The organism is Ruegeria atlantica (assembly GCF_947495585.1).
Lineage (GTDB): Bacteria > Pseudomonadota > Alphaproteobacteria > Rhodobacterales > Rhodobacteraceae > Ruegeria > Ruegeria atlantica_G.
Window position 1 is genome coordinate 560,173 of sequence record NZ_CANLZK010000001.1, and the last position, 26,277, is coordinate 586,449.

General features: G+C 57.1%; 26 protein-coding genes. 18 read left to right on the forward strand and 8 right to left on the reverse strand.

Annotated features, from left to right (window positions below; translation table 11 throughout):
• The first annotated feature begins 31 nt into the window (after window positions 1-31).
• The 3 genes from QMP16_RS02720 to QMP16_RS02730 are packed head-to-tail and all read left to right on the forward strand — an operon-like array spanning window position 32 to window position 1,571.
• A complete protein-coding gene (locus QMP16_RS02720) occupies window positions 32-829 on the forward strand; it encodes a hypothetical protein (protein WP_282151124.1) in 798 nt (265 codons plus the stop codon).
• Window positions 829-1,224: a cell division protein ZapA gene (locus QMP16_RS02725; RefSeq protein ID WP_282151125.1), complete on the forward strand. Its 396-nt coding sequence runs from the start codon at window positions 829-831 to the stop codon at window positions 1,222-1,224. The genes QMP16_RS02720 and QMP16_RS02725 overlap by 1 nt, the downstream gene beginning before the upstream one ends.
• Window positions 1,221-1,571, forward strand: a complete 351-nt coding sequence (locus QMP16_RS02730) for an MliC family protein (protein WP_282151126.1) — start codon at window positions 1,221-1,223, stop codon at window positions 1,569-1,571. Before QMP16_RS02725 ends, QMP16_RS02730 begins: the two co-directional genes overlap by 4 nt.
• Here the strand turns inward: QMP16_RS02730 and grxD are convergent, their stop codons facing one another.
• The 6 genes from grxD to QMP16_RS02760 form a co-directional block, all read right to left on the reverse strand.
• Window positions 1,572-1,934: a Grx4 family monothiol glutaredoxin gene (gene grxD, locus QMP16_RS02735; protein ID WP_058277848.1), complete on the reverse strand. Its 363-nt coding sequence runs from the start codon at window positions 1,932-1,934 to the stop codon at window positions 1,572-1,574.
• Window positions 1,921-2,211, reverse strand: coding sequence for a hypothetical protein (locus tag QMP16_RS02740; RefSeq protein WP_282151127.1), 291 nt, complete (start codon window positions 2,209-2,211; stop codon window positions 1,921-1,923). Before QMP16_RS02740 ends, grxD begins: the two co-directional genes overlap by 14 nt.
• A 251-nt stretch (window positions 2,212-2,462) precedes the next feature.
• Window positions 2,463-2,699 (reverse strand): BolA/IbaG family iron-sulfur metabolism protein, encoded by a 237-nt coding sequence (locus tag QMP16_RS02745; RefSeq protein ID WP_108858706.1) that lies wholly within the window; start codon window positions 2,697-2,699, stop codon window positions 2,463-2,465.
• Window positions 2,700-2,835: 136 nt separating this feature from the next.
• Window positions 2,836-4,995, reverse strand: coding sequence for a phosphoribosylformylglycinamidine synthase subunit PurL (purL, locus tag QMP16_RS02750; RefSeq protein WP_282151128.1), 2,160 nt, complete (start codon window positions 4,993-4,995; stop codon window positions 2,836-2,838).
• A 189-nt stretch (window positions 4,996-5,184) separates the two neighbouring features.
• Window positions 5,185-7,434 carry a mechanosensitive ion channel family protein gene (locus QMP16_RS02755; RefSeq protein WP_282151129.1) on the reverse strand — a complete coding sequence of 750 codons (2,250 nt, stop codon included), beginning with the start codon at window positions 7,432-7,434 and terminating at the stop codon, window positions 5,185-5,187.
• Between the two features lie 277 nt (window positions 7,435-7,711).
• Window positions 7,712-8,617, reverse strand: a complete 906-nt coding sequence (locus tag QMP16_RS02760) for a LysR family transcriptional regulator (protein WP_058271530.1) — start codon at window positions 8,615-8,617, stop codon at window positions 7,712-7,714.
• 171 nt (window positions 8,618-8,788) lie between these two features.
• Here QMP16_RS02760 and QMP16_RS02765 point away from each other — a divergent pair, with 171 nt between their 5' ends.
• The 10 genes from QMP16_RS02765 (at window position 8,789) to QMP16_RS02810 (ending at window position 20,210) form a co-directional block, all read left to right on the forward strand.
• Window positions 8,789-12,208, forward strand: coding sequence for an indolepyruvate ferredoxin oxidoreductase family protein (locus tag QMP16_RS02765; RefSeq protein ID WP_282151130.1), 3,420 nt, complete (start codon window positions 8,789-8,791; stop codon window positions 12,206-12,208).
• Window positions 12,209-12,288: 80 nt separating this feature from the next.
• The gene (locus QMP16_RS02770; protein ID WP_282118510.1) at window positions 12,289-13,167 is read left to right on the forward strand and encodes a lysophospholipid acyltransferase family protein; all 879 of its coding nucleotides are present in this window, start codon (window positions 12,289-12,291) and stop codon (window positions 13,165-13,167) included.
• Window positions 13,168-13,175: 8 nt separating this feature from the next.
• Window positions 13,176-13,985 carry a glutamate racemase gene (gene murI / locus QMP16_RS02775; protein WP_282151131.1) on the forward strand — a complete coding sequence of 270 codons (810 nt, stop codon included), beginning with the start codon at window positions 13,176-13,178 and terminating at the stop codon, window positions 13,983-13,985.
• Window positions 13,986-14,079: 94 nt separating this feature from the next.
• On the forward strand, window positions 14,080-15,108 hold the full coding sequence (argC, locus tag QMP16_RS02780; RefSeq protein ID WP_282151132.1) for an N-acetyl-gamma-glutamyl-phosphate reductase: 1,029 nt from the start codon (window positions 14,080-14,082) through the stop codon (window positions 15,106-15,108).
• A 7-nt stretch (window positions 15,109-15,115) separates the two neighbouring features.
• Window positions 15,116-15,562: a cytochrome c maturation protein CcmE gene (ccmE, locus tag QMP16_RS02785; RefSeq protein ID WP_108858699.1), complete on the forward strand. Its 447-nt coding sequence runs from the start codon at window positions 15,116-15,118 to the stop codon at window positions 15,560-15,562.
• 124 nt (window positions 15,563-15,686) lie between these two features.
• Window positions 15,687-16,298, forward strand: a complete 612-nt coding sequence (locus QMP16_RS02790; protein ID WP_282151133.1) for a holin-associated N-acetylmuramidase — start codon at window positions 15,687-15,689, stop codon at window positions 16,296-16,298.
• A complete protein-coding gene (locus tag QMP16_RS02795; protein ID WP_282151134.1) occupies window positions 16,289-16,867 on the forward strand; it encodes a holin family protein in 579 nt (192 codons plus the stop codon). The genes QMP16_RS02790 and QMP16_RS02795 overlap by 10 nt, the downstream gene beginning before the upstream one ends.
• 74 nt (window positions 16,868-16,941) lie before the next feature.
• On the forward strand, window positions 16,942-18,906 hold the full coding sequence (locus QMP16_RS02800) for a heme lyase CcmF/NrfE family subunit (RefSeq protein WP_282151135.1): 1,965 nt from the start codon (window positions 16,942-16,944) through the stop codon (window positions 18,904-18,906).
• Window positions 18,903-19,358, forward strand: coding sequence for a cytochrome c-type biogenesis protein (locus QMP16_RS02805; RefSeq protein ID WP_058271538.1), 456 nt, complete (start codon window positions 18,903-18,905; stop codon window positions 19,356-19,358). The genes QMP16_RS02800 and QMP16_RS02805 overlap by 4 nt, the downstream gene beginning before the upstream one ends.
• Window positions 19,359-19,433: 75 nt before the next feature.
• Window positions 19,434-20,210: an enoyl-CoA hydratase-related protein gene (locus tag QMP16_RS02810; RefSeq protein ID WP_282151136.1), complete on the forward strand. Its 777-nt coding sequence runs from the start codon at window positions 19,434-19,436 to the stop codon at window positions 20,208-20,210.
• Window positions 20,211-20,215: 5 nt separating this feature from the next.
• Here the strand turns inward: QMP16_RS02810 and bmt are convergent, their stop codons facing one another.
• Together bmt and QMP16_RS02820 are read right to left on the reverse strand one after the other, a co-directional pair.
• Window positions 20,216-21,232 carry a betaine--homocysteine S-methyltransferase gene (gene bmt, locus QMP16_RS02815; RefSeq protein ID WP_282151137.1) on the reverse strand — a complete coding sequence of 339 codons (1,017 nt, stop codon included), beginning with the start codon at window positions 21,230-21,232 and terminating at the stop codon, window positions 20,216-20,218.
• Window positions 21,233-21,347: 115 nt separating this feature from the next.
• A complete protein-coding gene (locus QMP16_RS02820) occupies window positions 21,348-21,665 on the reverse strand; it encodes a DUF1476 domain-containing protein (RefSeq protein ID WP_058277863.1) in 318 nt (105 codons plus the stop codon).
• Between the two features lie 187 nt (window positions 21,666-21,852).
• Between QMP16_RS02820 and purC the strand changes: the two genes are divergently transcribed.
• The 5 genes from purC to QMP16_RS02845 all read left to right on the forward strand — a co-directional run bounded on the left by purC (window position 21,853) and on the right by QMP16_RS02845 (window position 26,271).
• Window positions 21,853-22,608, forward strand: coding sequence for a phosphoribosylaminoimidazolesuccinocarboxamide synthase (gene purC / locus QMP16_RS02825; protein WP_058271542.1), 756 nt, complete (start codon window positions 21,853-21,855; stop codon window positions 22,606-22,608).
• 138 nt (window positions 22,609-22,746) lie between these two features.
• Window positions 22,747-23,415 (forward strand): MarC family protein, encoded by a 669-nt coding sequence (locus QMP16_RS02830; RefSeq protein WP_282151138.1) that lies wholly within the window; start codon window positions 22,747-22,749, stop codon window positions 23,413-23,415.
• 118 nt (window positions 23,416-23,533) lie between these two features.
• A complete protein-coding gene (gene purS / locus QMP16_RS02835; RefSeq protein WP_282151139.1) occupies window positions 23,534-23,764 on the forward strand; it encodes a phosphoribosylformylglycinamidine synthase subunit PurS in 231 nt (76 codons plus the stop codon).
• Window positions 23,765-23,787: 23 nt separating this feature from the next.
• Window positions 23,788-24,456 carry a phosphoribosylformylglycinamidine synthase subunit PurQ gene (gene purQ, locus QMP16_RS02840; protein WP_282151140.1) on the forward strand — a complete coding sequence of 223 codons (669 nt, stop codon included), beginning with the start codon at window positions 23,788-23,790 and terminating at the stop codon, window positions 24,454-24,456.
• 36 nt (window positions 24,457-24,492) lie between these two features.
• The gene (locus QMP16_RS02845) at window positions 24,493-26,271 is read left to right on the forward strand and encodes a sensor histidine kinase (RefSeq protein ID WP_282151141.1); all 1,779 of its coding nucleotides are present in this window, start codon (window positions 24,493-24,495) and stop codon (window positions 26,269-26,271) included.
• The last annotated feature ends 6 nt before the right edge of the window (window positions 26,272-26,277 follow it).

Here is a 26,277-nt window from a genome sequence, read left to right on the forward strand (position 1 = left end):
AAGTGAACCTTGGTAAAGAGGTGGCAGGGGCATGAGCCAGATCGAAGAATTACAGCGCCGTATCGTTGCCGCGATGGAGAGGATCGGAACCGGGGTCGACGCCCTGCGTGACGCGACGCCTGCAAGTGGCGGTGATGACAGCGCTTTGCACACGGCATTGGAAGACGAGCGCGTCGCCAATGCGCAGCTGGAAGAGCGGCTGAAATCCCTCAAGGAACGGCACGAAAACGAAGTCGACGCGATGCGCGCCGACATGGATGCGCTGAAAGCAACGCCAGCCGAAGATCCTGAAAACGGCGCGTTGCGTCAGCAGCTGTCAGAGGCCACTGCCAAATTGGTGGCGGTCGAAGCGGCCAGGGCCGAGTTGGCAGAGGCCAAAGCTGCATTGGAAAACCAGGACGAACTAGTTGTTCTCAAGACAGAAAACGATGAACTTAAAGCGGTTGTGAGCAAAACGCAGTCGCTTGAAGATGAGAACAAAAAGCTACGGTCCGAATTGGCCGACAGCGAGCGTGTTGCGGAGTTAAGCGCAGAACTTGAGATGCTGCGTGCCGAGCGTGCCAGCCACGGCGCGGCCATGTCACGCTTGGATGATGATCTTCAACGTATGCGCAAGGCGAACGAACAACTGCGCAACTCGGTTGATGAGTTGCGGGCGGCCAGCAAGGACGGCCTGGCCGATGCCGAGCTGTTGAACCGCGCCACCGTGGCCGAGCTTGAGGCGACGAAGGCTGCACAGGCGACGGACGCTGCCGAAGCTCAGGCAGTACTAGCCCGGCTGGAACCGTTGCTGTCGCAGGCAAAGCTGGCTGAGGGAGAGGTAGAGTAATGCCCGAATTGACCATTCATATCGGTGGCCGTGGTTTTGATGTTTCGTGCCAGGACGGTGAAGAGCCATTTCTGCAATCTGCCGCGAAAATGCTGGATGACGAGGCGCAGGTTTTGTCTGATCAGATCGGTCGGATGCCCGAAGCACGCATGCTGTTGATGGCCGGGCTGATGCTGGCCGACAAGACCGCCGCGACAGATGACAAGCTCAAACGGGCAGAGGCCAAACTGGCCGAGGTTGAAGCCGAATTGCAAAGCCTTCGCAACCGTCCCGAGCCCGAGCCTGAAAGGATTGAAGTGGCGGTCGTCCCGCCTTCGGTCACGGACACACTGGCCGAACTGGCCGCACGCGCCGAGGCCTTGGCCTCGGTGGTTGAGGAGAAAACGGCGAAATGAATGCGTTTAAAACGGTAGCGTTGGCCGGTTTGTTCGGTCTACCTGGCGGCTTGGCCTGGGCGGACATGGATATCCTGCCGGTTACCTTCACCTGCCAGAATGGCGTTGAGTTGCAGGTTGCGTATTTCAATGCGTCCGACGGCTCTGGTGCTGCGGCAATGATGGTGGACAACCAATTGGTTGCCTTGCAGCAAGTGCCCAGCGGATCAGGCATTCGCTATGAATCCAAAGGAGAGACCGGGTCGTATATCCTTCGGTCAAAAGGGTGGGATGCGACCGTCAGCTTTCTGGCGGCCAGTGGGGCCACCAGTGAGCAGGTTGTTCTGGAGAATTGCAGCAGTCGCTGATCAGGCGTTTGCTTCGCGAATTTTGTCGGCCGCTTCTTTGTTGAATTCGACACCGTTTTCGTCAAACAGCGTGTCCAATTCGCCCGACAGGGTCATCTCGGTGATGATGTCGCATCCGCCGACGAATTCACCTTTGACGTACAGCTGTGGCACGGTCGGCCAGTCAGAATAATCCTTGATGCCCTGACGAACGTCTTCGTTGGCCAGAACATTCACATCGGCATATTCAACGCCCATGTAGTTCAGCACGCCGGCCACGCGGGACGAGAAACCACATTGGGGCATCTCTTTGGTGCCTTTCATGTAGAGCACCACATCGTTGGCTTTGACGGTTTCGTCGATCTGAGTCTTAACGTCGGTCATCTTGCTTGTCCTTTTCACCCGCGTCGGGGGCGGTCGTTTCATCCTGTGACGGGTCGGGGACCCATCCTTCTTCCTCTAGTCGCCGATGCTCGGCCTGTGCCAGGGCCAGCGGATCCAGCCCGTATCTTTCAATGCCGCCGACCTTGCTGATCTTGTCCGGGTCCGGGCGCATGTCGGCCAGCTTACGCTTTCTGTTGCGCTTCACATAGGCTTCGATAAGCGCCGCGGCAACTATCAATGCTGCAATGATGCCTATCCAGAAGAGCCAGCCGTTCATTTTTTGGGAGCCATTGTCTTTGCGTATTGCTGCGGATCACGCGGAACAACTATCGCACTCACCGCGCCCCCCCCTGCCTCCGTCCATCGTTGAGGCGACCACGCTGGCATTCTGACTGGGGGTCGCCCCTTTGCGTCCACGCGTGATGGGTCTTCGTGCGGAGCGGCTACGCCTGACGATGGCGACGACATAAATACCGACGATGCCGACAAACACGGCGCCCCAAAGCGAATATGCCCAAAAAGCCGTGCTCACTCAGGCACTTTCGTGGTCAGCGCCAGAGCGTGTAACTCTCCGTCCGCGCCGTCCATCTTGCCCTTCAGGGCCGAATAGACTGCGCGCTGCTGTTGCACCCGGTTTTTCCCGCGAAAGCTTTCGTCCACGACCATTGCGGACATATGCACGCCATCGCTGCCGCCAACCTGAATTTCCGCATCCGGAAAGGTTTCGCGCAGTAGGGCTTCGATTTCGTGGGCGCTCATCGGCATGTAGGTTTCTCCTGAAGGTCTTTCTCAAGATGTAGAGCGCCCAGACGGGGCGTGCAAGGGGAGGATAGAGGCCCTGAAACAACAAAACCTGCGCCGGGACAGGCGCAGGTTTCATGTTGCAAAGATTGCTTCGGTGTTAGGCGACGGCCTCAGCAAAGCTGGTGCGGAACGTGGTAGCCAGATCCTCTAACGCGGCCTCAGAGCTGCCAACCCGAATGCTGTCGCCAGTGAACCGACCTACGGACACCAGAGGGACACCTGCCTGGCCAGCAGCGATCATCAGTGCCTCGGCCTGATCAAAGTTGCACGCAACCAGATAACGGGCCTGATCTTCGCCGAACAGGAACTCGGTCGTGGCTTCATCGAGGTGAACGCCGACGCCTGCGGATTCCGCCAGCTCAAAGGCTGCCAGCGCCAGACCACCGTCACCCAGATCGGTGCAGGCCTTGATCATCTCACGGTTGGCGCGGATGAACTCGCCGTTACGCTTTTCAGCATCCAGATCGACATGCGGCGCGTCGCCGTCTTCGCGGTTGAACACTTCGGCCAGCAGCGCAGATTGACCAAGATGGCCGTTTGTCTCGCCGATCACCAGCGCAACATGGCCCTCGCGAACCTCATTACCGATGATCTCGTCCGTGTGTGTCAGCAGGCCAACAGCGCCGATGGTCGGGGTCGGCAAGATCGCCTGACCATCGGTTTCGTTATACAACGAGACGTTGCCCGAAACGATGGGCATATCCAGCGCGGCTACGGCTTCGCCGATGCCCTTGATCGCGCCGACGAACTGGCCCATGATCTCGGGCTTTTCAGGGTTTCCGAAGTTCAGGTTGTCGGTGGTCGCCAATGGGTTGGCCCCAACGGCGGTCAGGTTGCGGTAGGCCTCGGCCACAGCCTGCTTGCCGCCCTCAACAGGGTTGGCGCGGACATAGCGTGGGGTTACGTCGCTGGTGAAGGCAAGTGCCTTGTCAGTGCCGTGCACGCGGACCATGCCTGCACCCAGACCCGGCGTGCGGGCGGTGTCGGCCATGACCATGGTGTCGTACTGCTCATAAACCCACTGTTTGCCTGCATAGTTCGGCGAAGCGAGCAAGGCGCGCAGACCGTCGATCGGGTCGATTTGCGGGACTTCAGCCAGTTCTTCGGCTTCTGGCGTGGCTTCCCATGGGCGGTCGTATTCTGGCGCCGTCGAGGACAGCTTGGACAGGACCAGGTCAGCTTTGACTTCGCCGTTGTGAAGGATCAGAAAGCGGTCTTCGGCGATGGTTTCTCCGACGATGGCGAAGTCCAGGTCCCACTTTTCGAAGACGGCGCGGGCCTCAGCCTCAAGCTCGGGCTTGAGGACCATCAGCATCCGTTCCTGTGACTCAGACAGCATCATCTCGTAGGCGGTCATATCCTCTTCGCGCTGGGGAACGTTTTCCAGATCCAGACGCACACCCAGACCACCCTTGTCGCCCATTTCAACGGCGGAACAGGTCAGACCCGCTGCACCCATATCTTGGATCGAAATCACGGCACCGGTCTGCATCAGCTCAAGCGTGGCCTCCATCAGGCGCTTTTCGGTGAACGGGTCACCGACCTGAACGGTGGGGCGCTTTTCTTCGATGGTGTCGTCAAACTCGGCCGAGGCCATGGTTGCGCCGCCAACGCCGTCACGTCCGGTTTTTGCACCCAGATAAACAACGGGCATGCCGACGCCAGAGGCCGCCGAATAGAAAATCTTGTCGCTGTCAGCCAGACCTGCAGCAAAGGCGTTCACAAGGCAGTTGCCGTTGTAGGCGGGATGGAACCGAACTTCGCCACCCACGCAAGGGACACCAAAGCAGTTGCCGTAACCGCCAATGCCTTCGACCACACCGTTGACCAGCTGGCGGGTCTTGTGGTGGCCGGGCTCGCCAAATGACAGCGCGTTCATCGATGCGATGGGGCGCGCACCCATGGTGAAGACGTCGCGTAGAATGCCGCCAACACCTGTGGCTGCACCTTGATAGGGTTCGATATAAGAGGGATGGTTGTGGCTTTCCATCTTGAACACCACCGCCTGACCGTCGCCGATATCCACAACGCCGGCGTTTTCACCTGGCCCGCAGATCACCTGAGGCCCAGAGGTGGGCAGGGTGCGCAGCCATTTCTTGGACGATTTGTAGGAACAATGTTCGTTCCACATGGCCGAAAAGATGCCGAGTTCGGTAAAAGTCGGCTCGCGCCCGATGATCCCGAGGATCATATCATATTCGTCGGGCTTCAGCCCGTGTGAGGCAATCAGATCCGGGGTGATGGCGGGCTCTTGCATCGTTTGTCCTTGTCCAGGTTGGCCGGGATTGCGGGCCTTTTAGGGCAAGGTGCCGTCTGTGGAAAGGGTCAAGTCAGCGCAGGCCAATTGTGAAAGTAAAAAACGGAACCGGCAATTGGGCCGGTTCCGTCTGTTGTTTGGAACGTGCGGGTGTCATCCGCTGACGTATCAGCGGATGATCCGTTATCGTTAAGCTGGGTTCTGCGCCTTTCTTGACGCATCCGCAGCCGCAGCGCCAACTGCTGCTTTTTGTTCTTCAGTCAGGTTTTCAGCTTCGTCCAGTCCCGGGATGGCGACACGAACTTCGCGACGGGCAAAGTCGATGCCGTTTTCCTTGAAGGCAGCCTTGACCCGGTTGAAGATCTCTTTGCGCAGGGTGAACTGCTTACCCGGTTTGGCCATGAACTTGCCGCGGATGATCATGCCGACATCGTCAAAGTCGAACACGCCCTGAGATTTGAAGGGCTGCAGGAAGCCGTCCTTGTGAACCTCGTCCTCCATCATCTCGGCACCGATCTTCTTGAAGATCTTCTTCACCTTGTTCGGGTCTGTATCGAAGGGCACGGTGAATTTCAGCTTCATGATGACCCAGTCACGGCTGAAGTTGGTGATCTTCTGAATCTCACCATAGGGGATGGTGTGAACCAGACCGCGGTGGTGGCGCAGTTGCATGGAGCGGATCGAGATCTTTTCGACCGTACCCATGGTGCCGCCGATATCGACATATTCACCAACCCGGAACGCATCGTCGATCAGGAAGAAGATCCCGCCGACAATGTCCGAAACAAGCTTTTGCGCACCAAAGCCGATGGCCAGGCCAAGAATGCCGGCACCAGCAAGCAGCGGCGTGATATCCAACCCCAGCGCGCCAAGCGCGAGCAGGACAAATATAACCGCAATCGCGACCTGAGCGGTCACACGCAGCAGTGGCAGAACCGTCGCCAGACGTGATCCACCAGAACCGCCGCCTTCGCCCGCTTCTTGATCAGCACTTTGTTCAACCGCAGTTTGCTCTTTCGCAAGCCGACGGTTGATCCAAAGCGAAACGACCTCGTTCAGGATGTAGCCAACAGCAATGATGATGAAGAACTGGATGACCTTGCTACCGGATTCATCCCCACCACCCGCGATTTCACTGAGGTCGAGATCCCATGCCCGGGCAATCATCAGGATGACAAGAATGCCGGCCAAAACCCGACCAATCCGGATATAGCTGCGTTTAGTGGACTTGTATGCGCGCTCGGCCACCGGTCCTTCGCCGAGCATCGGCGGTTGCAGATGGCGAACCAGCCCACGTATCAGCGTATCCAACGCAGGTGCGATCAGCAGCCATGCCATGGTGGTGAAATGCGCCCCCTTGACCAGCAGCGCCAAGGACGAAGGATTGCGTTGCGCTACGATAAACTCGACCAGCAGCCAGATTACCGCCGACACGCTGATTGCGAAGTAGGGGTAGTAGTGGGCGACTTCCTCATCAAATTTGGAGTGATCAGGGTCGGTACCCAACATCATCTGAGACAGGCCTTCGCGCGCGGTCCAGGCGATGACGCCGATATAGATATGGATTGCTGCGTTCAGCCAGAAACCAATGCGTGTTTCGCCGCCAGTAATGCCGTTCAGCCTGTTGAAATGAAGCAGGAACAGCGTGAAACCGACCAAAATAAGCAGGCCGATCAGGTTGCGGTGTAGGTATTTCGCCCAGTGATCATCAATGTTTACCAGCCGGTAGTGTGGTTTGCTTGGTGCAAGTACGAACCGCGAGGCCGCTGCGCCCAAGCGCGGAATCCAGATCAGGTAAAAAACGAAGGGTGCCGCGTAGGTGATTTGTTCCGGAGTCAGAAGCCCACGCCCGACCGCGCGGATGACGACATAGAACACGACCAATCCTGCGATCTCGCGGCAAAAACGGCGAAACAGGTACCTGACGGCGCCCCAAAGGTCATTTTCATCCCCAACTTCAGCATGTTCGTGCCACCGGCGAGTAAGGAATTCGAACAGCTTTTCCGCGAGGAAGCCGACGACAAGTACACTGAGGATCAGGCCCAGCAGGGTAAACGCGCCGGTCGTACCAAAGGTTGCCGAAAAGTTCTTGAAAGCGTCGGCTTGCGCACTGAAGATGTTCGGGACCGTGACGATAACCTGAGTCCACGACGCCACCATTTCGGCCCAGATCTCATTGATTTCCGTGATTGGGTCTTCGCGCTCTTCCGCTTCGGCGGCGTTTTTTTCCGCAACTGCGTCCAGACGCTCCAGCAAGATCGCGCGGACCTGGTCGTCGGACATACGTGCGACCATGTCATCGACTTGTTCGGGCGTCAGATCCTCGGGAATTGTGACGGTAGCCGGTGCACTAGAGGTACTAGTGACCTGGGCAAGTGCTGGCCCAGATAATAGCGCAATGGAGAAGAACGCCATTAACAGGCGAGTGAGGTGAAACATCGAATCTGTCCTCGACCATAAGTCTTGATGATTTTTTCGTGATCATAGGCTTAAGTGCAGGATTTTCCCAGATGTTTCACCCATTTCAGATATGAATTTAGTGTTGCGGGCAAAAAAAAGGCCGAGCACTAAGCTCGGCCGTAGTCCAACAGGGAGGTGAAGATGATGAGCGTTACAGCATCACCGCCTTCGATTGCTCATTTAGGGGGCGGTTTGTGTACTATCAAGGTTTTATAGACTGATCGCAGATCATTGCCGCTATGCTACTGGCGCATAGCTACAGTTTTCCCATCTGCTTCAACTGCTTGCGCTGCGCAATGATCTCATCCTGAACAAAGTCGCGGAACGCCGCGACGCGTTTGGAATGGCGCAGTTCCTCGGGGTAGGCGAGATAAACCGGGACATCGGCGGTTTCGATATCCGACAGGATCGACTGCAGATGCGGAAAGTCATGGGTCACGTAATCCGGCAACACACCGATGCCGAGGTTGTGCAAAACACCCTGCAAAACACCGAAATAGTTGTTCACCGTCAACAGCGAGGTCGGATTGTAGGTCATCAGGTGCCGGACCATCATCGCGCTTGCGCCGACCTGCGGGGCCGAGGGTGTCTGGCAGATCAACCTGTGTTTCGAGATGTCTTCGGGACTTTCCGGGCTGCCGCGTTCTTCCAGGTATTCCGGCGTAGCATAAAGCTGCATCTGCACGGTCATCAGGCGTTTTCGCACCAGATCGGCCTGGCTGGGCTCTTTCATGCGGATGGCTACATCAGCCTCGCGCATCGGCAGGTCGAGAACACGCTCCTCCAGCATAAGGTCGATGTTCAGATCGGGGTATTGCTCGTATAGTTTCGGGAGGCGCGGCGCCAGCCACAGTGTACCGAAGCCAAACGTGGTGGTGACGCGCAGAACTCCGAACACTTCTTCTTCGCTGTCGCGAATGCGGGCAGCGGCGGCGTCCAGACGTTTCGACATGGCCGAAGTTGCGTCAAACAGCAACTCACCCTGTTCGGTTAGAATCAGGCCGCGGGCGTGGCGGTGAAAAAGCGTCGAATCAAGCGACTCTTCAAGCGCGCGGATCTGCCGGCTGACCGCGGATTGGGACAGATTCAGCTTGTCCCCCGCATGAGTCAGGCTGCCCGCATCCGCAACCGCGTGAAATATCCTTAACTTGTCCCAATCCATCGCCGCAACTTTCGTTATCCTTCCGAAGCCCTATATGAAATAGGTAACAAGTTCTACATTCAAACTGTTGAAACGTTACAATAACAGACTGGTAGGTCCTATACAGGTCAGCTTTTTTGACCTAAAATGCGTATGAATGAAGCACACTGATCTGACGAGGGGAGGCGTCTGATGAGTCAGCCACAAATATCGCTAAACGACCGGTTCGATCTTGAGAAAAACCCTGTTCTTTTGAACGGCACACAGGCGCTGGTGCGTCTTATGCTGATGCAGAAGGCACGGGACAATGAGGCAGGTCTGAATACTGCGGGTCTTGTGACCGGATACCGCGGCTCGCCCCTTGGGGCTGTAGATCAACAGATGATGCGAGCCCAGAAACATCTGGCTGAAAGCGATGTGACCTTTCAGTTCGGGCTGAACGAAGATCTGGCAGCTACAGCTCTGTGGGGCAGCCAGCAGGCCGGCCTGCGCGGGGACGGCAAGTTCGACGGAGTCTTTGGTCTTTGGTACGGCAAGGGGCCGGGCGTGGATCGTTCCGGCGACGTGATGCGTCACGCGAACATGGCTGGGACCGCCAAGCATGGCGGCGTTCTGATGGCCATGGGCGATGACCATACCGGCGAAAGCTCGACCGTTTTGCATCAATCTGAATGGTCGTTGGTCGACATGTATATGCCCGTGGTCAGTCCAGCAGGTGTGCAGGAGATACTGGACTATGGCATCTACGGGTTCGCACTCAGCCGGTTTGCGGGTGTCTGGGTCGGCCTGAAGACGATGAAAGACACGATCGAGGTTACTTCGGTTGTGGATGGCAGTCCGGATCGCATGAATGTGGTAGTTCCCGAATTCGACATGCCCGAAGGCGGTTTGAACATTCGGTTGGGTGATACACCGCACCTTCAGGAAGCACGGGTCATCGACTATAAGCGCTTCGCGGCCGAGACGTTCTCGCGTGCGAACAAGATGGACAAGCGTGTCTGGGGCAAGCCGGGTGCGAAAATCGGGTTTGTAGCGGCCGGCAAGAACTGGCTGGACCTGACGCACGCCATGTCACTGCTGAATATCGATGAGGCCGAGGCCGAGCGCCTGGGCATTACGACTTACAAGATTGGTCAGACATTCCCGCTGGATATGGCAGGCTTCCATGACTGGGCCGAGGGTTTGGATCTGATTGTAATCGTTGAAGAAAAACGAAAGCTGATCGAGGTTCAGGTCAAAGAAGCCATCTTTGACGACCGCCGCGGGCGTCGCGTCTACGGCTGGTACAAGGGCGGGGCCGGGACCTTGCATCGTGAAGAACTGTTCCCGACACGCGGCGCACTGGACCCAATCATGATCGCCGAAAAACTGGGCGATATCCTGATCGAGGAAGGGCGCGATACAGACGGGGTGCGCGCCGGGATGGCCAAGCTTTCCGAGGCGCGCCGGGCGGATAATGCAGAAGAGATTGCAACGCGTTTGCCGTATTTCTGTTCAGGCTGCCCGCATAACAGTTCGACCAAACTGCCCGATGGCAGCCGGGCCTATGCGGGGATCGGCTGTCACTACATGGTGCAGTGGATGGATCGGGAAACCACCGGGTTCACCCAGATGGGTGGAGAGGGTGCGAACTGGATCGGCGAAGCGCCGTTCTCGACGACCGATCACGTGTTTCAGAACCTGGGCGACGGGACATACAACCACTCGGGCGTTCAATCGATCCGGGCGGCGCTGTCGGCAGGCACCAACATCACCTTCAAAATCCTGTTCAATGATGCCGTCGCCATGACGGGCGGGCAGGACAACGAAGGCGATCTGAGCGCAGAGCGGATCGTGGCCGAGGTCAAGGCCATGGGCGTTCAGCACGTGGCGGTGGTCTACGACGAAAAAGAAGATGTGAACTTCAAGGCGATGCCGTCTGGCGTGGAAACCTTTGAACGCGCCGAACTGATGAACGTGCAGAAGAAATTCCGCGAGATCGAAGGTGTATCGGTCATCGTCTATGTTCAGACCTGTGCGGCAGAAAAGCGTCGTCGTCGCAAACGGGGCACTTTCCCAGACCCGGACAAGCGCGTGTTCATCAACTCGGACATCTGCGAAGGATGCGGTGATTGCGGTGTTCAATCGAACTGTGTCTCGATTGTTCCGAAAGAGACCGAGTTGGGACGCAAGCGCGCTATCGACCAGTCCAGCTGCAACAAGGATTTCTCTTGCCTGAAAGGGTTTTGCCCGTCTTTCGTGACGTTGGAAGGGGCAAAGATCCGCAAAGAGGCCACGACCGAGATCGATTTACCGGACTTGCCGATGCCCGTTCTGCCGACGATCAACGGTACACATAACGTGGTCATTACCGGTATTGGCGGGACCGGAGTGGTCACTCTGGGTGCTGTGATGGCGCAAGCGGCTCAGATCGACGGCAAGGGCGCCGGTATGATGGAGATGGCGGGTCTGGCCCAAAAGGGTGGCGCTGTGCACATCCACTGCCGTTTGGCCAACCGACCCGAGGATATCAGCGCCATTCGTGTGGCTACGGGCGAGGCGCATGCACTGATCGGAGGCGACCTTGTTGTGTCCGCTGGGGCCAAAACTCTGGGTTTGACTCGCACGGGGCAAACCGGTGCCGTGGTTAACAGCCATGAAACCGTCACGGGCGACTTTACCCGCGACACAAACTTTCAGATCCCCGGCGATCGACTAGAGCTTGCGCTGCAAGCGCGGCTGAAAGAGGGTTTGTCGCTATTTGACGCCACTGATCTGGCGCGCGCGGTTATGGGCGACTCGATCTATTCGAACATGATGGTCTTGGGAGCGGCCTGGCAACGTGGCCTATTACCGATTAGCCATGAAGCGATGTTACAGGCGATCGAGTTGAACGGGACCGCGGTTGAGCGCAACAAACGCGCCTTTGATATCGGCCGTTGGGCCGTTCTGCATCCGCAGGACGTCACCGCGATTTTGAGCCCTCAGGTGACTGAGCTGCCAAAAACTCTGGATCAGTTGATTGATTTCCGTGCGCAGCACCTGACCGACTACCAAGGCGCCCGTCTGGCAAAACGTTATCGTAAGCTTGTCGATAGCTTCGAGGATGAATCCGTCAAAGAGGCCGTCGCAAGAGGGTATCATAAGCTGTTGTCCTACAAGGACGAATACGAAGTTGCGCGTCTGTTGCTGCGTAGTCGGGAACAGGCTGCGGCCGAGTTTGGCGGCGACTTCAAAATGACCCTGCACCTTGCGCCACCGATTTTGGGTGGCAAAGACGCAGAGGGTCGGCCACGCAAGCGGACATTCGGAGAGTGGATGTTGGGTCCGTTGAAGCTGCTTTCCAGGTTGAAAGGCCTGCGTGGTACTCCTCTGGACATCTTTGGCTACAGCACCGAGCGACGGATGGAGCGTGCCTTGATCCGGCAATATGAACACGATCTCAAAGAGATAGCGCCCTTGGTTACACCACAAACTCACGATGCGGTTGTCGCTTTGGCCAAGCTTCCGCTTGAGATTAAGGGCTTTGGCCCGGTTCTACTTGAAAACGAGGCTAAGGCCGCAAAAAGGCGCGAAGAACTGTTGGCGACCATTCGAAATGGCGGTCCTGAAATGCAAGCCGCCGCTGAATAATCCGTCACAAGCCTGTCACGATAGCTAGGCAAAATTGTTACTTGGCACTATCTAGCAGGTGCCAAGTATCGGAGTTCGAAATGCCCTCGCGCCGCCACGTTGCTCGTGACATCTCTTATGCCTATTCCGCTGAAACCAAAAGCGGGCGTATGGTCATTAAGTTGATGGAGAATACAACGGGTCGCATGCGCCTGATTAAGCGTGCAGACGGGTATGAAAAAGAAGTGGCCGACGGGCGTGATTTCTGGTCGGTCATGGTTGAGAGGTACGGGCTTTCGCTGGACGTGGTCGGCGGATCGTTGTCGAACATCCCCCGAACCGGGCCGCTGATCCTGATTGCCAACCACCCGTATGGCATTTTGGACGGAATGATGATGGGTCACATTTTGTCCGAAACGCGCGGCGATTTTCGCATTCTGGCAAACCATGTGTTTCGCAAGGCTGAAGACTTGGACAACATTGTCTTGCCGATATCGTTTGAAGAAACGAAAGAGGCGATGAAGCAGAATATTGAAACGCGCAAAACCGCGCTGAACTATCTTGGTGATGGCGGTGCCATTGGGATATTCCCGGGTGGAACGGTCAGCACTGGCTTAAAACCGTTCTCTCATCCGATGGATCCGGGCTGGCGCGGGTTTACCGCAAGAATGGTGGCTAAATCCAACGCGACTGTCGTGCCGGTTTTCTTTGACGGACACACCTCGCGCTTGTTCCAGATTGCCAGCCATCTGCACAACACTTTGCGTATGGGATTGCTAATAAAAGAGTTCAAGAAACGCGTCGATACGCCGGTTAAAGTGGTCATCGGAGAGCCGATTTCCCGCGACGTTTTGGACCCGTTATCCACTGACAAACGCAAGATGATGGATTTCTTGCGCAAAGCCACGTATGAGCTGTCCCCGAAGCCGCTGAAGTCTTATGACTATGGCTATGAATTTGAGGAACGGCATCGCGCCTGAAGGGGCAAATGGCAGTAGGCATCTTTGATTCCGGGTTGGGCGGCTTGACCGTCCTGAACGCCGCGCAGAAACGTCTGCCCGACGTGGATTTTCTGTATTTCGCGGACAGCGAACACGCGCCCTACGGCGTGCGGGACGCTGAAAACATTTACGACCTGACACGCAGGGCGGTAAACGATCTGTGGAACCGGGGCTGTGACCTGGTGATTCTGGCCTGCAATACTGCTAGTGCTGCGGCGTTACGCCGGATGCAGGAAGAGGGGGTGCCCGAAGGCAAGCGCGTGCTTGGCGTGTTTGTTCCGCTGATCGAAGCGCTGACGGAACGGCAGTGGGGTGACAACAGCCCGCCGCGGGAAGTCGCCGTCAAACACGTGGCCCTGTTCGCGACGCCTGCCACAGTGTCCAGTCGGGCCTTTCAGCGGGAATTGGCGTTTCGGGCCATCGGTGTCGATGTCGAGGCGCAGGCCTGTGGAGGTGTCGTGGACGCCATCGAAGACGGTGACATGATCCTGGCCGAAGCGCTGGTGCGGTCACATGTGGATGCGCTGAAGCGCAAGATGCCCGAGCCGCAGGCGGCGATACTTGGGTGCACCCATTACCCGCTGATGGCCGAAACCTTCCAGCGAGCCCTCGGGACGGATGTTCAGGTGTACAGTCAGGGTGATTTGGTCGCCGAAAGCCTGGCGGATTACTTGCAACGGCACCCGAGAATGCAGGGTGACGGCGACGGTGGCTTTCTGACCACCGGTAAGCCCGCGTTTGTCAGTGACAGGGCGACGCAATTCCTCCGACGACAAATCACCTTCGAGGCCGCCTGACTTAGGTCAAGGACGCAGCCTGTTTGATCCCGTAGTTCAACGACCGTCACACCGGCGATCGTATCCTGTGACACACTGAAACAAGAGGTCTCACATGACCCATAGAATCGCAATTTTGGGCGCATCTGGTTATACCGGCGCTGAACTGGTGCGGCTGATCGCCGAGCACCCGAATATGGACATCGTCGCGCTGGCCGCCGAGCGTAAGGCTGGTCAGTCGATGGCGCAGGTCTTTCCGCATCTGCGGCACATGGACTTGCCGGATCTGTGCAAAATTTCCGAAATCGACTTTTCGCAAGTCGACCTGTGTTTCTGCGCTTTGCCGCATAAAACCAGCCAAGAGGTCATTCGGGACCTGCCCAAGAACCTGAAGATCGTCGATCTGTCTGCGGATTTCAGGCTGCGCGACCCCGAAGAGTACGAAAAGTGGTACGGAAACCCGCATGTGGCAATGGAGCAGCAGGAAGAGGCGGTCTATGGCCTGACCGAGTTCTATCGGGATGAGATCCGCAATGCGCGCCTTGTGGCCGGAACCGGCTGCAATGCGGCAACTGGTCAGTACGTGCTGCGCCCGCTGATTTCTGCCGGCGTCATTGATTTGGACGATATTGTGTTGGATCTGAAATGCGCTGTGTCCGGGGCAGGGCGGTCGCTGAAGGAAAACCTGCTGCATGCAGAGCTTAGCGAAGGCTACAACGCCTATGCGATTGGCGGCACGCACCGCCATCTGGGTGAGTTTGATCAGGAATTCTCGGCTCTGGCCGGGCGGACCGTTCATGTGCAATTCACACCACACCTGATCCCGGCCAACCGGGGTATTCTGGCAACGACTTATGTCAAGGGTGATCCGAGCAGCGTTTATGAGGCGCTGGCAAAGGCTTACGTAGACGAACCCTTTATCCAGATGCTGCCCTTTGGCGAGGCACCCTCGACCCACCACGTGCGGGGATCGAACTTCTGCCATATCGGTGTGGTGGCAGACCGGATCGAACGCCGTGCCATCGTGATCGGCGCGCTGGATAACCTGACAAAAGGTAGCAGCGGGCAAGCCTTGCAGAACGCCAACCTGATGTTAGGTGAGGATGAAACCCGGGGCCTGATGATGGCCCCCTTGTTCCCGTGAGGACGGTATGAAAACGCTCAAGAAACGTCGTCGAATTCAGGTTATTGTGCTGGCAGCTGTCGCTTTGGCGCTTTCGACGGCGTTGATTGGGTATGCCATGCGGGACGGCATCAATTTCTTCCGTTCACCCAGCCAGGTGATCGCCGAGCCCCCCAAGCCGACCGAAGTATTTCGGATTGGCGGGCTGGTCGAAGAAGGCTCGATCGTGCGGGGGCAGGGCAAGACGGTACGCTTCGTCGTGACCGATGGTGGCGATAGTGTTCCCGTAGCTTTTACCGGCGTTCTGCCGGACCTGTTCACAGAAAATCAGGGAATGATCGGCACTGGATCTTACGTAAATGGCGTTTTCGAAGCCACTGAAATTCTTGCCAAACACGATGAAACCTACATGCCGAAAGAGGTCGTAGACGCCTTGAAGGAACAGGGTGTCTATAAGGAGGTCGACGGAGGCTGATTCAGGACCGAATTCTAGTTTGAAAACAAGGGCGTTGCGTGCACATGACACTCAGCGCCCTTTTTAATTGCCACGGGTTAACTAATTTGCCCGAGCCTTTTCGCAATCACAGGCGGAGGGTGCGATGCAGACGGTTCAGCAAATTGCGACTGAGATCGTGGGGCGAGAGGGCGGGTTCGTAGATGACCCGGATGATCCGGGCGGCGCAACAAACTATGGTGTGACGGTTCATGCCATGCGGCGTCTGGGTCTGGATTTGTCCGGTGATGGAGTGGTGGACCGAACGGATGTGCGAAGGCTCAGCAAAGCACAGGCCACCGACATTTTCGTCCGGCATTATTTTGAGCTTCCGCGCCTGAGTCTGTTGCCCAAGATGGTTCAACCCTCGGTGTTTGACATGTACGTCAATGCAGGTTCGCAGGCAGTCCGCATTCTGCAGCGATTGTTGCGCGAAATGGGATTCGACGTAGCCGTTGACGGTGTTGTCGGTCCACAGACAGCTCGGGCATGCCAAAGCGCGGCCAAGTCCGACCCGGTAACGTTCGCAGATGCCTATGGGGTCGCGCGCCGCAACTATTACTTCCGTCTCGCGGATCGAAGGCCCGCGTCCCGAAAATACGCGCGTAGCAGGGCGGGCGGTAAAGGGGGCTGGATCCGGCGGGCGGAAGAGTTTGTTTCGCCGCCCTACCACCTAACGGATGCAGAGTTTCAAATGAGGGTTTCACGATGGGATTGATCTCGGGTATTTTGGGTTTTCTGTTTGGAAACGAGCGCAACATCATACGTGAAACCGTCGAAGTCTTTCGGGAAAATGCCGAAAGCGGCGCCGAGAGGGGTTTGCAGGTTCGACAGCAAGCCGTCAGTCAGTTCGGGGCGGAATTCCATGGCGCTGGAAAAGCTCCGTTTGATAGCGTTATCGACGGTCTTAACCGCCTGCCGAGACCTGCGATGGCACTGGGAACGCTTGGTCTTTTCGTGGCGGCCATGGTCGATCCGATCTGGTTTTCGGCGCGTATGCAGGGGATCGCCTTGGTGCCCGAGCCGTTGTGGTGGTTGCTGGGGGTGATCGTATCCTTCTATTTTGGCGCGCGTCATCAGGCTAAAGAGCAAGAATTGCAACGTGAGATTTCGGCCACAATGATGCGCACTCCGCAGGTACTTGGGAACATAAAGGCGCTGGCGGCGATGCGTAGCGACAGCGTGGGTGTGGCCAATGCCGACCCGGACGCGGCACTGACAGCAGAAACAATAAAATCCGACGAAAACCCAGCGTTAGAGAAATGGCGGCGTAAAAGGACCGGCTGACCCGCGACACTATGTTCGCGGCAAGAGGGCGAAAGTGATTGGTGCTTGTCACGCAACAGGATTATATCCGGGGCATGATTACAGAACTTGGCCATTTCGCCCTGATCCTCGCCTTCCTCGTCGCAATCGTGCAGTCGATCGTTCCCTTGATCGGCGCAGCCAAACGCTGGGTCGGCTGGATGGGGGTCGCGGAACCCGCCGCAATCGTCCAGTTCTTGCTGGTTTCATTCTCGTTCGGAGCCTTGGTCTGGGCGTTCGTGACTTCGGACTTTTCCTTGCGTGTGGTCGTCGAGAACAGCCATTCGGCCAAGCCGATGCTGTACAAGATCAGCGGGACATGGGGAAATCACGAGGGCTCGATGCTGTTGTGGGTTCTTATCGTGTCGTTGTTCGGAGCAATGGCTGCCTTTTTTGGGGGCGGCTTGCCACCGACATTGAAAGCGCGGGTTCTGTCGGTTCAATCGATGATTGCGGTGGCGTTTTTTGCGTTCATCCTGTTTACCTCGAACCCCTTTGATCGGCTGATCGTCGCCCCGTTTGACGGTCGCGACCTGAACCCGTTGTTGCAGGATCCCGGCTTGGCCTTCCATCCGCCGTTCCTTTATCTGGGTTATGTGGGGCTTAGCATGGCATTCAGTTTTGCTGTGGCGGCCCTGATCGAAGGGCGCGTTGATGCCGCATGGGGCCGCTGGGTGCGTCCGTGGACCCTCGCCGCGTGGATATTCCTGACCATTGGCATCGCTCTGGGATCATGGTGGGCCTATTACGAACTGGGTTGGGGGGGCTTCTGGTTCTGGGACCCGGTGGAAAACGCCTCGTTCATGCCATGGCTTTTGGCCGCTGCCTTGTTGCATTCCGCCATCGTAGTTGAAAAACGCGAAGCGTTGAAAAGCTGGACCATCCTGTTGGCCATCATCGCATTTGGCTTTTCGCTGATCGGGACATTCATCGTGCGGTCGGGCTTGCTGACATCTGTGCATGCCTTTGCAAATGACCCGGAACGCGGCGTCTTTATCCTGATCATTCTGGTGCTCTTCATCGGTGGGGCACTGACCCTGTTCGCGGCCCGCGCGCAAGCGATGGAGGCAAAGGGTGTGTTCAGCGTGGTCAGCCGAGAAAGCGCTTTGATTCTAAACAACATTCTGCTGGCCGTCAGCTGTTTCGTGGTGTTTTTCGGAACGATGTGGCCGATGGTGGCCGAGATGGCGTTTGACCGTAAGCTCTCGGTCGGGGCGCCATTCTTCAATGCCGCCTTCACGCCCTTCATGGTGGCCTTGGGAATTGCTTTGCCGATAGGGTCCATGTTGCCATGGAAACGGGGCAAATTGGGCAAGACGGCATATTCCCTGCGCTATGTGTTCATCTTGTCGGTCGCGTTGGCCCTGTTGGTCTGGGTTATGCAGACCGGACGCAGCGCCCTTGGGCCAATCGGACTGTTTCTTGGGGCCTGGATCACTTTAGGTGCGGCTGTGGACTTGTGGAGCCGCACCGGTCGCAAAGGCAGCATCCAACGTTTGTTCCGTTTGCCGGGCGCGGACTGGGGTAAAGCGGTGGCTCATACCGGGCTAGGCGTGACCATCTTTGCCATTGCCGGTCTGACCGCGTGGGAGGTTGAAGATATCCGCGTTGCGCAGCCCGGTCAGCCGTTTGAAGTTGGGCAGTTCACACTGACGCTTGGAAACGTCCGCGAAGTTAAGGGACCGAACTATTTCTCAACCACTGCGGATGTTCAGGTTGAAAAGAACGGGCGGTCCATGGGCACGCTGCATCCCGAGAAACGCAATTATCCCGTTGCCCGGATGCCTACTACCGAGGCGGCAATCGACTATCGCTTTTGGGGTGACCTCTATGTCGTGATAGGGGACCAGCAAGCCGATGGTGGCTGGGTCATGCGGACCTATATCAAACCTCTGGCCAACTGGATCTGGGGCGGATGTATCCTGATGGCACTGGGCGGGCTTCTGAGCTTGACGGACCGCAGGTTCCGGGTGGCGGCGGGTGCGCGCAAAGCACCCACGGGTGGAGTACCGGCGGAATGAAGCGTCTGATCCTGATTTTCGCCCTGATTGCATCGCCCTTGTTTGCGGTGCAGCCAGACGAGGTACTGGAGGATCCGGTCCTGGAGCAACGCGCGCGTGACCTGAGCACCGGCCTGCGCTGCCTTGTCTGCCGCAATGAAAGCATCGACGAAAGCAATGCCGAACTTGCTCGCGACCTGCGCCTGCTGCTGCGCGAACGGCTGGTCGCGGGCGATACGGATGAGGAAGCGGTCGATTTTATCGTGGATCGTTACGGTGAATACGTTCTGTTAAAGCCGACGGTTACGGGGGCGAACCTGATGCTTTGGCTTGCCGGTCCGATCATGCTGTTGATCGCCGCCGTGATAGGCTGGAGTTTTTTACGCAACCGATCTCAGGCGGTGGGCACTGAAGTCAAGGACGGCCTCAGCGAAGCTGAGAAAGAACGCCTGCGCCAGATTCTTGACGACTGACCCACCGTATTTCTTTCCCTTCGTCTTGAATTGAGTCAGGGTTCCCTAATGCCGTGAGCATGGGGAGAGGACTACATGGATTATGAGGCTATACTGCTGGAAATCACTGACAATCTGGCAGTGGTAACTCTGAACCGACCAGACAAGATGAACGCGCTGACCGCACAGATGCGGGCCGAGGTCACCCATGCGATGACACATGCGGCCCGGCATACGCGGGCCATCGTGCTGACGGGGGCAGGGGGTGCCTTCTGCTCGGGTCAGGATCTGGGCGATTCTTCCAGCACGGGCCGGATTGATCTGGAACGTACGCTACGCGACGAATACGATCCGATGTTGGAATCCATCTACAACTGTCCGGTGCCAACCATCGCCGCGGTCAACGGACCAGCAGCCGGGGCCGGGGCAAACATTGCTCTCAGCGCCGATGTGGTGATTGCGACTGAAAGCGCGTATTTCCTGCAGGCTTTTTCCCGTATCGGTCTGATGCCGGATGCAGGCGGCACATGGTTTCTGCCACGACAGATGGGGTTCGCCAAAGCCATGGGGGCGGCTTTGTTCGCCGACAAGATCAGCGCCAGACAAGCGGATGAATGGGGCATGATCTGGGAAGCGGTGGCTGACGACGATTTCGACGCGCATTGGCGCAAGCGGGCCGCTTATCTGGCCAACGGTCCGACTACCGCGTTTGGCGCGATCAAACAGGCGATCCGCGGAACCTATGACAACACTCTGCCGCAGCAACTGGAGATGGAGGCGCATTTGCAGGGTGATTGCGGTCGTTCACGCGACTTTGCCGAAGGCGTCGTGGCCTTCATGGAAAAACGCCCCCCGAAATTCGAGGGGCGTTGAACAATTTAAGCGCGACGCCGGCGGCGATTGCGCCGTTCAGGCACTGCCGCATCGTCTCCGGTACCGTCCGAAGCTGATGAGAACGGGCCCAAAGCATCCGTAATCTGATCCAGTGTCGGGCGCGTGCCGCGGCTGCTTGTATCCAGTGCCTCGCGCATTTTGCGCAAGTGATCTGGCATGGTGCCACAGCACCCGCCGATGATCGTGGCACCCGCATCCCGTGCCATCGCGGCGTACTGCCCCATCAATTCAGGTGTGCCGTCATAGTGGATGTGGCCATCGACATATTTTGGAATGCCCGCGTTGCCTTTGGAAATCACCGGACGTTCTGTTCCCTGCGCCGCAAATCCAAGCACAGTACGCAGGATGTCCGACGCACCGGTGCCGCAGTTGGCACCGAATGCAATCGGCGGATTGGGCAGGGTTTCGACCAGTTGGGCCAGATCAGCAGAGGTCACACCCATCATGGTACGTCCGGCAGTATCAAAGCTCATGGTGCCACACCAGGGCATGTCGGCCAGCGCAAAAGCTTCCGCCGCCGCTCTGAATTCCTCTGGTGCGCTGATGGTTTCGACCCATAGAACGTCCGCGCCACCTTCTTTCAGCGCTTCGGCTTGCTCGTGAAACATCTCAACAGCGCCGGCATGGGACAGGCTGCCAATCGGTTCCATGATCTCACCGGTGGGGCCAACCGAGCCTGCGACAACAACGGTGCGTCCGGATTTGTCCGCCACTTCACGGCCCAGTTCGGCACCGATCCGGTTCAACTCACCAACCCGGTTCTGGGCGTCGTGCAGTTTCAGGCGCGCGGATGTGCCGCCGAAGGTGTTGGTCAGAAACAAGTCGCTGCCGGCATCAACCGAACCTTGGTACAAAGCGCGGATTTTATCCGGTGCTTCGACATTCCACAGCTCGGGCGCGTCACCTGATTGCAGGCCCATATTGAACAAGTTCGTGCCTGTGGCACCATCGGCCAGCAAAGCATCATTTGTTTCCAGAAGTTTATTGAGCGCATTTGTCATGGGGGTATTCCCAAATAGCCGAATAGGGCCGTTAAAAATAGAGACGCCCCGTGTCTCATGACCGGGGCATCAAATCAAATTCATAAAACTCATGAAGATCATGAGCCGAGTGTTTTTATTCGGTTTCGCTCAGGACCTGCGCTTTGGCTTGGGGCAAAAGCTCGGCCATTTTTGCGCGGATTTCCTCATCGGACGACAGCGCGCCCAAATCACCGGAAACCTTGCGCACGACATCTTCGTGCCCGGCCTCTTCGAAATCGGCGATTACTACGGTTTTGGCATAGGCTTCGGCGTCCTCGCCGGACTTGCCCATCTTTTCTGCGGCCCAGAGGCCCAGCAATCTGTTGCAGCGCGCCTGTGCTTTGAACTGCATTTCTTCGTCATGAGCGAATTTTGCTTCAAAAGCGTTTTCGCGTTCGTCAAAAGTGGTCATTGGTTGCGGACCTCATAGCTTACATCTTCTTAATTGATGATATGACTATAGCTGAGCGCCTGTGCAAGGGAATTGCGCTGTGTCAAAGCCTCTCGGTCCGCTGAACTTGCGGGAAAGTGGGGCTTGGACTATGAGGGCGCCAACGCGAAGGGACTCATTCCCTCGCCCCGGACTGGAAAGGTCGCTCATGGCGCGTCGCAAAAAGATCTACGAAGGTAAGGCCAAAATTCTGTATGAAGGCCCGGAACCCGGCACCATTGTGCAGTATTTCAAGGATGATGCCACCGCGTTCAATGCGGAGAAGAAGGACGTCATTGACGGTAAGGGCGTGTTGAACAACCGCCTGAGCGAGTTCTTCATGACTGGCCTCAACCAGATTGGCGTTCCGACCCATTTCATCCGTCGCCTGAACATGCGTGAGCAATTGGTGCGCAATTGCGAGATTGTTCCGCTTGAAATCATCGTGCGCAACTATGCCGCGGGAACAATGTCGAAACGTTTGGGCATTGCCGAAGGGACGCAACTGCCGCGCCCGATTGTCGAGTATTGCTACAAAGACGACGCATTGGGTGATCCGCTGGTCACCGAGGAACATATCGCCGCTTTTGGCTGGGCCAGCCAACAGGACATGGACGATATCCTGAGCCTCGCGCTGCGCGTCAATGACTTTATGAGCGGCATGATGTTGGCTGTCGGCATTCGTCTGGTCGATTTCAAGATCGAGATTGGCCGTGTTTATGACGGGGATTTCCAGCGTTTGATCGTGGCCGATGAAATCAGCCCCGACAGTTGCCGTCTGTGGGATATCGAAACCGGTCAAAAACTGGACAAAGACGTATTCCGCCGCGATCTGGGCAGTCTGACGGACGCCTATTCCGAAGTCGCACGCCGGCTGGGCGTTTTGCCGAAAAGTAACGTCGCTAAGCCTACGCTGATCAACTGATCACACAGGCGAACCGCATATTGTTAAAAGCATCGCTTTACCCAAAGCGGTGCTTTTTTCTTTGTATCTGGCGGTTTGACAGGGTTACCGGTTGTCCGGCATTGTCGGGCAAATTCGAAAACGAGGGTGGCGCTATACATGGCCGAATTGTTTGATCAGGCAGTTTTTCTAAAATTCCTTGCAGCCCTTCTGGCTATTTTCAACCCGCTCTACGGAATCCCGATTTTTCTTAGCATGACAAAAGGATATTCGGCCCCCGAACGTCGGCGGGTAGCGTTTATCGTGACAGGGACGGTGATTATAGTCGGTCTGATAGCGGTTGTGATCGGAGAAGAGATCCTGGCTGTGTTCGGGATCGACATACCTTCGTTCCGTATTGCCGGGGGGCTAATCATCTTCGGAATTGGTATGTCGATGCTGAACGCGTCGGACAGGCCGCAAGGGGATCAGCAAGCTGTAGAGGATGGGCATAGGAAAAAAGAAAACATCGCCGTTGTACCGCTTGCTATTCCGTTGACTATCGGGCCTGGCACTCTTGCGATAACAATCGTTTACTCTCATACGCTTAGCGATGGTGCCGAAGTAGTAACCCTTGGAACGGCAATCGTGATCGCCTGTTTGATCGTTGGCTTAGGCTTGTTGTTCGCCGATCCGATCTCGCGCCTATTGGGTATGACGATGATTAATGTCATCACCCGGGTCATGGCCCTCATATTGGTGGCGGTGGCAATCGAGATGGTTTTGACAGGCACATTCAATGCAATCGACGCGCACTATCCCGGTTTGAATTCCGGAGGTGGCGGGTAGCGGGTGTAAGTGCGGTCATCTGCCCACTTCAAGAAGGGTTGTCGAACGCCTTTCAGCACGTTATCCCCCGCGCAACGGAACGGGCCGACAACATCGGTCCTCAGCTGGAGTTGCGAGAATGAAAGCACGTGTGCATGTGATGCTCAAGAACGGGGTCCTCGACCCGCAGGGTGAGGCGGTGCGTCACGCATTGGGTGCCATGGGCTTTGATCAGGTCGAAGGTGTGCGGCAGGGCAAGGTGATCGACCTTGAACTGGCCGATGGCGCGACCGAGGCAGACATCACCGAGATGTGCGAAAAGCTGTTGGCCAACACGGTCATCGAACGCTACGAAGTCGAACTGGTCTAAACCTTATCCCCGGAGGCCCCGCTATGCGCGCAGCTGTCATCGTATTCCCAGGCTCGAACTGTGACCGGGATCTTGCCGTCGCTTTCGAACAGGCGGGTTTTCAGGTCGATATGGTCTGGCACAAGGACGCCGCGCTGCCCGAAGGCGTGGATATCGTCGGTGTTCCGGGCGGCTTTTCCTACGGCGATTACCTGCGCTGCGGCGCCATCGCCGCGCAGTCACCGATATGCAAGGCCGTGGTTAATCACACCGAACGCGGTGGTTATGCGGTTGGTGTGTGCAACGGGTTCCAGATCCTGACTGAAACCGGCATACTGCCGGGCGCTTTGCTGCGCAATGCCGGTCTGAAATACATTTGCCGCACAGTCGGCCTGAAGGTGGAAACCAGCGACAGCGCCTTCACCGAAGGTTACAATGCAGGCGATGTGATCGGTATTCCAATCGCGCACCATGATGGTAACTATTTTGCGGATGACGCCACACTGGCCAAACTGCAGGATCAGGATCGGGTCGCGTTCACCTATACCGAGAATCCGAACGGCTCGGTCGGGGATATTGCCGGTATCCTGTCTGAAAACCGCCGGGTGCTGGGAATGATGCCACACCCTGAACGTGCGGCAGACGACGGCCATGGCGGTACGGACGGAACGGCATTGTTCCGCGCATTGTCTGGCGTTCTTGCCCCAGCGTGACTTGAGCTTACGTCGCAGCCCGCGTAACTTTCTGGGATGAGTTCCGAAGTTCGCTCTGGCTGGTCCTTTCTGACAAAACCGTTTCGTGGTGCGCCATTGGGTTGGCGGCTGCGCTTGGCGGTTATCTTTCTTTTGATCGCAACGGTTACCACGGTTTACGTGACCAACCGTCTACTGACGGACCGGTTTACCGAATCCACACGAAACCGGGCCGAAGTGCGGCTGGCGCTGTACTCAGGCAACTTGCTGAGCGAACTGCGCCGAAACGCAATTGTTCCGCAGCTATTAGCGCGCGACCCCACGTTGATTTCCGCGCTGCAGTCCAGTGACTATTCGCTGTCCACCCAGCGTTTGATCTCGTTTGTTGAAGAGATCGGTGCGGCCTCGCTGATGTTGCTGGACGGTGATGGACGTACTGTTGCGGCCACTGATCGCGCGCGTTTGGGAGAGCCACACCGCGGTTCGCCGTATTTCATTGATGCGGTGCGGGCGAATTCGACAATCTTCACGGTGATTGAAAAAGATTCGGGCGGCTACAGCTTTGTCTATTCAAGACGAATGGAGGCGAATGCCGAGGTTCTTGGCGTTATCGTGGTCGAAGTTGACCTGCAGAAATTCGAGCGCGCCTGGGCAGGTATTTCCGACGCTGTGATGGTGACGGACAGCACCGGGACGATCATTCTGTCGACTGAACCGCAATGGCGCGGGCTTGAAGAAAACGCCGCATTGCTGCGCCAGCCGGCGCAAGGTGCTATCCAGCGTGCAATTCGTGCCACGACCGACTGGACCGCCTTGCCGCCAGACGCCTACCTGCAGGGCGAGGCAGTGATGCGGATGGAAACGCGCATCCCGTTTCGCGGCTGGAAAATGACCTCGTTCACCACCTACGAGTCGATTAGGGAAAAAGTGAACAGTGTTATCGCGCTTGAGATCATGGGTTTTGCGATTCTTCTGGCCTTGGCCTTCTACGCGCTTAGCCGTCGAGCCACGTTCCGCATGGCGTTGTTCCAGCGCGAGTCGGCAGAGCTCCGCGCATTGAACTCAAGGCTGAAGCGGGAAATTGCTGAGCGGGAACGGGTTGAAAAAACACTGGAAGTTGCCGAACAGACGCTGGCGCAAAGCTCAAAACTGGCCGCTTTGGGCGAGATGTCGGCGGCCGTGAGCCATGAGCTAAATCAACCTCTGGCTGCAATGAAAACCTACCTTGCTGGCGCGCGTCTTTTGCTGCGTCGGAATAGGCCGGAAGAGGCGCTGGCAAGCTTTGGTCGGATCGATGGTCTGATCGAAAGGATGGGGGCGATTACCCGCCAGCTCAAATCCTATGCGCGGAAGGGTGCGGATACGTTTTCCCCAGTAAATCTTAGTGAAGCACTGGCATCGTCCCTGTCCATGATGGAGCCGCAGCTGCGCCAGCGTCACGTCAAGATCACCCAGATATTGCCCGACGAACCCGTGTCAGTTATGGGCGATCGGATGCGGATTGAGCAGGTAATGGTGAACCTCTTGCGCAATGCGCTGGACGCCACCAAATCAGTATCCGAACCGGATATCGAAATCATACTGGCAGCGGGCGATACGGCGGTGCTCACAGTGCGCGATAACGGCTATGGAATCGAGAACATCGAAAACCTGTTCGAACCGTTCTATACTACGAAACAGCCCGGCGACGGGGTCGGTCTGGGGCTTGCCATCTCATCCGGGATCGTGAACGACCATGGTGGACGGCTGACAGCACGAAACAGCCCGCAAGGCGGGGCCGTGTTCGAGATGCAGTTGCCGATACTGGGAAGCGACGGCCTAGAGGCCGCGGAATAACGAGGA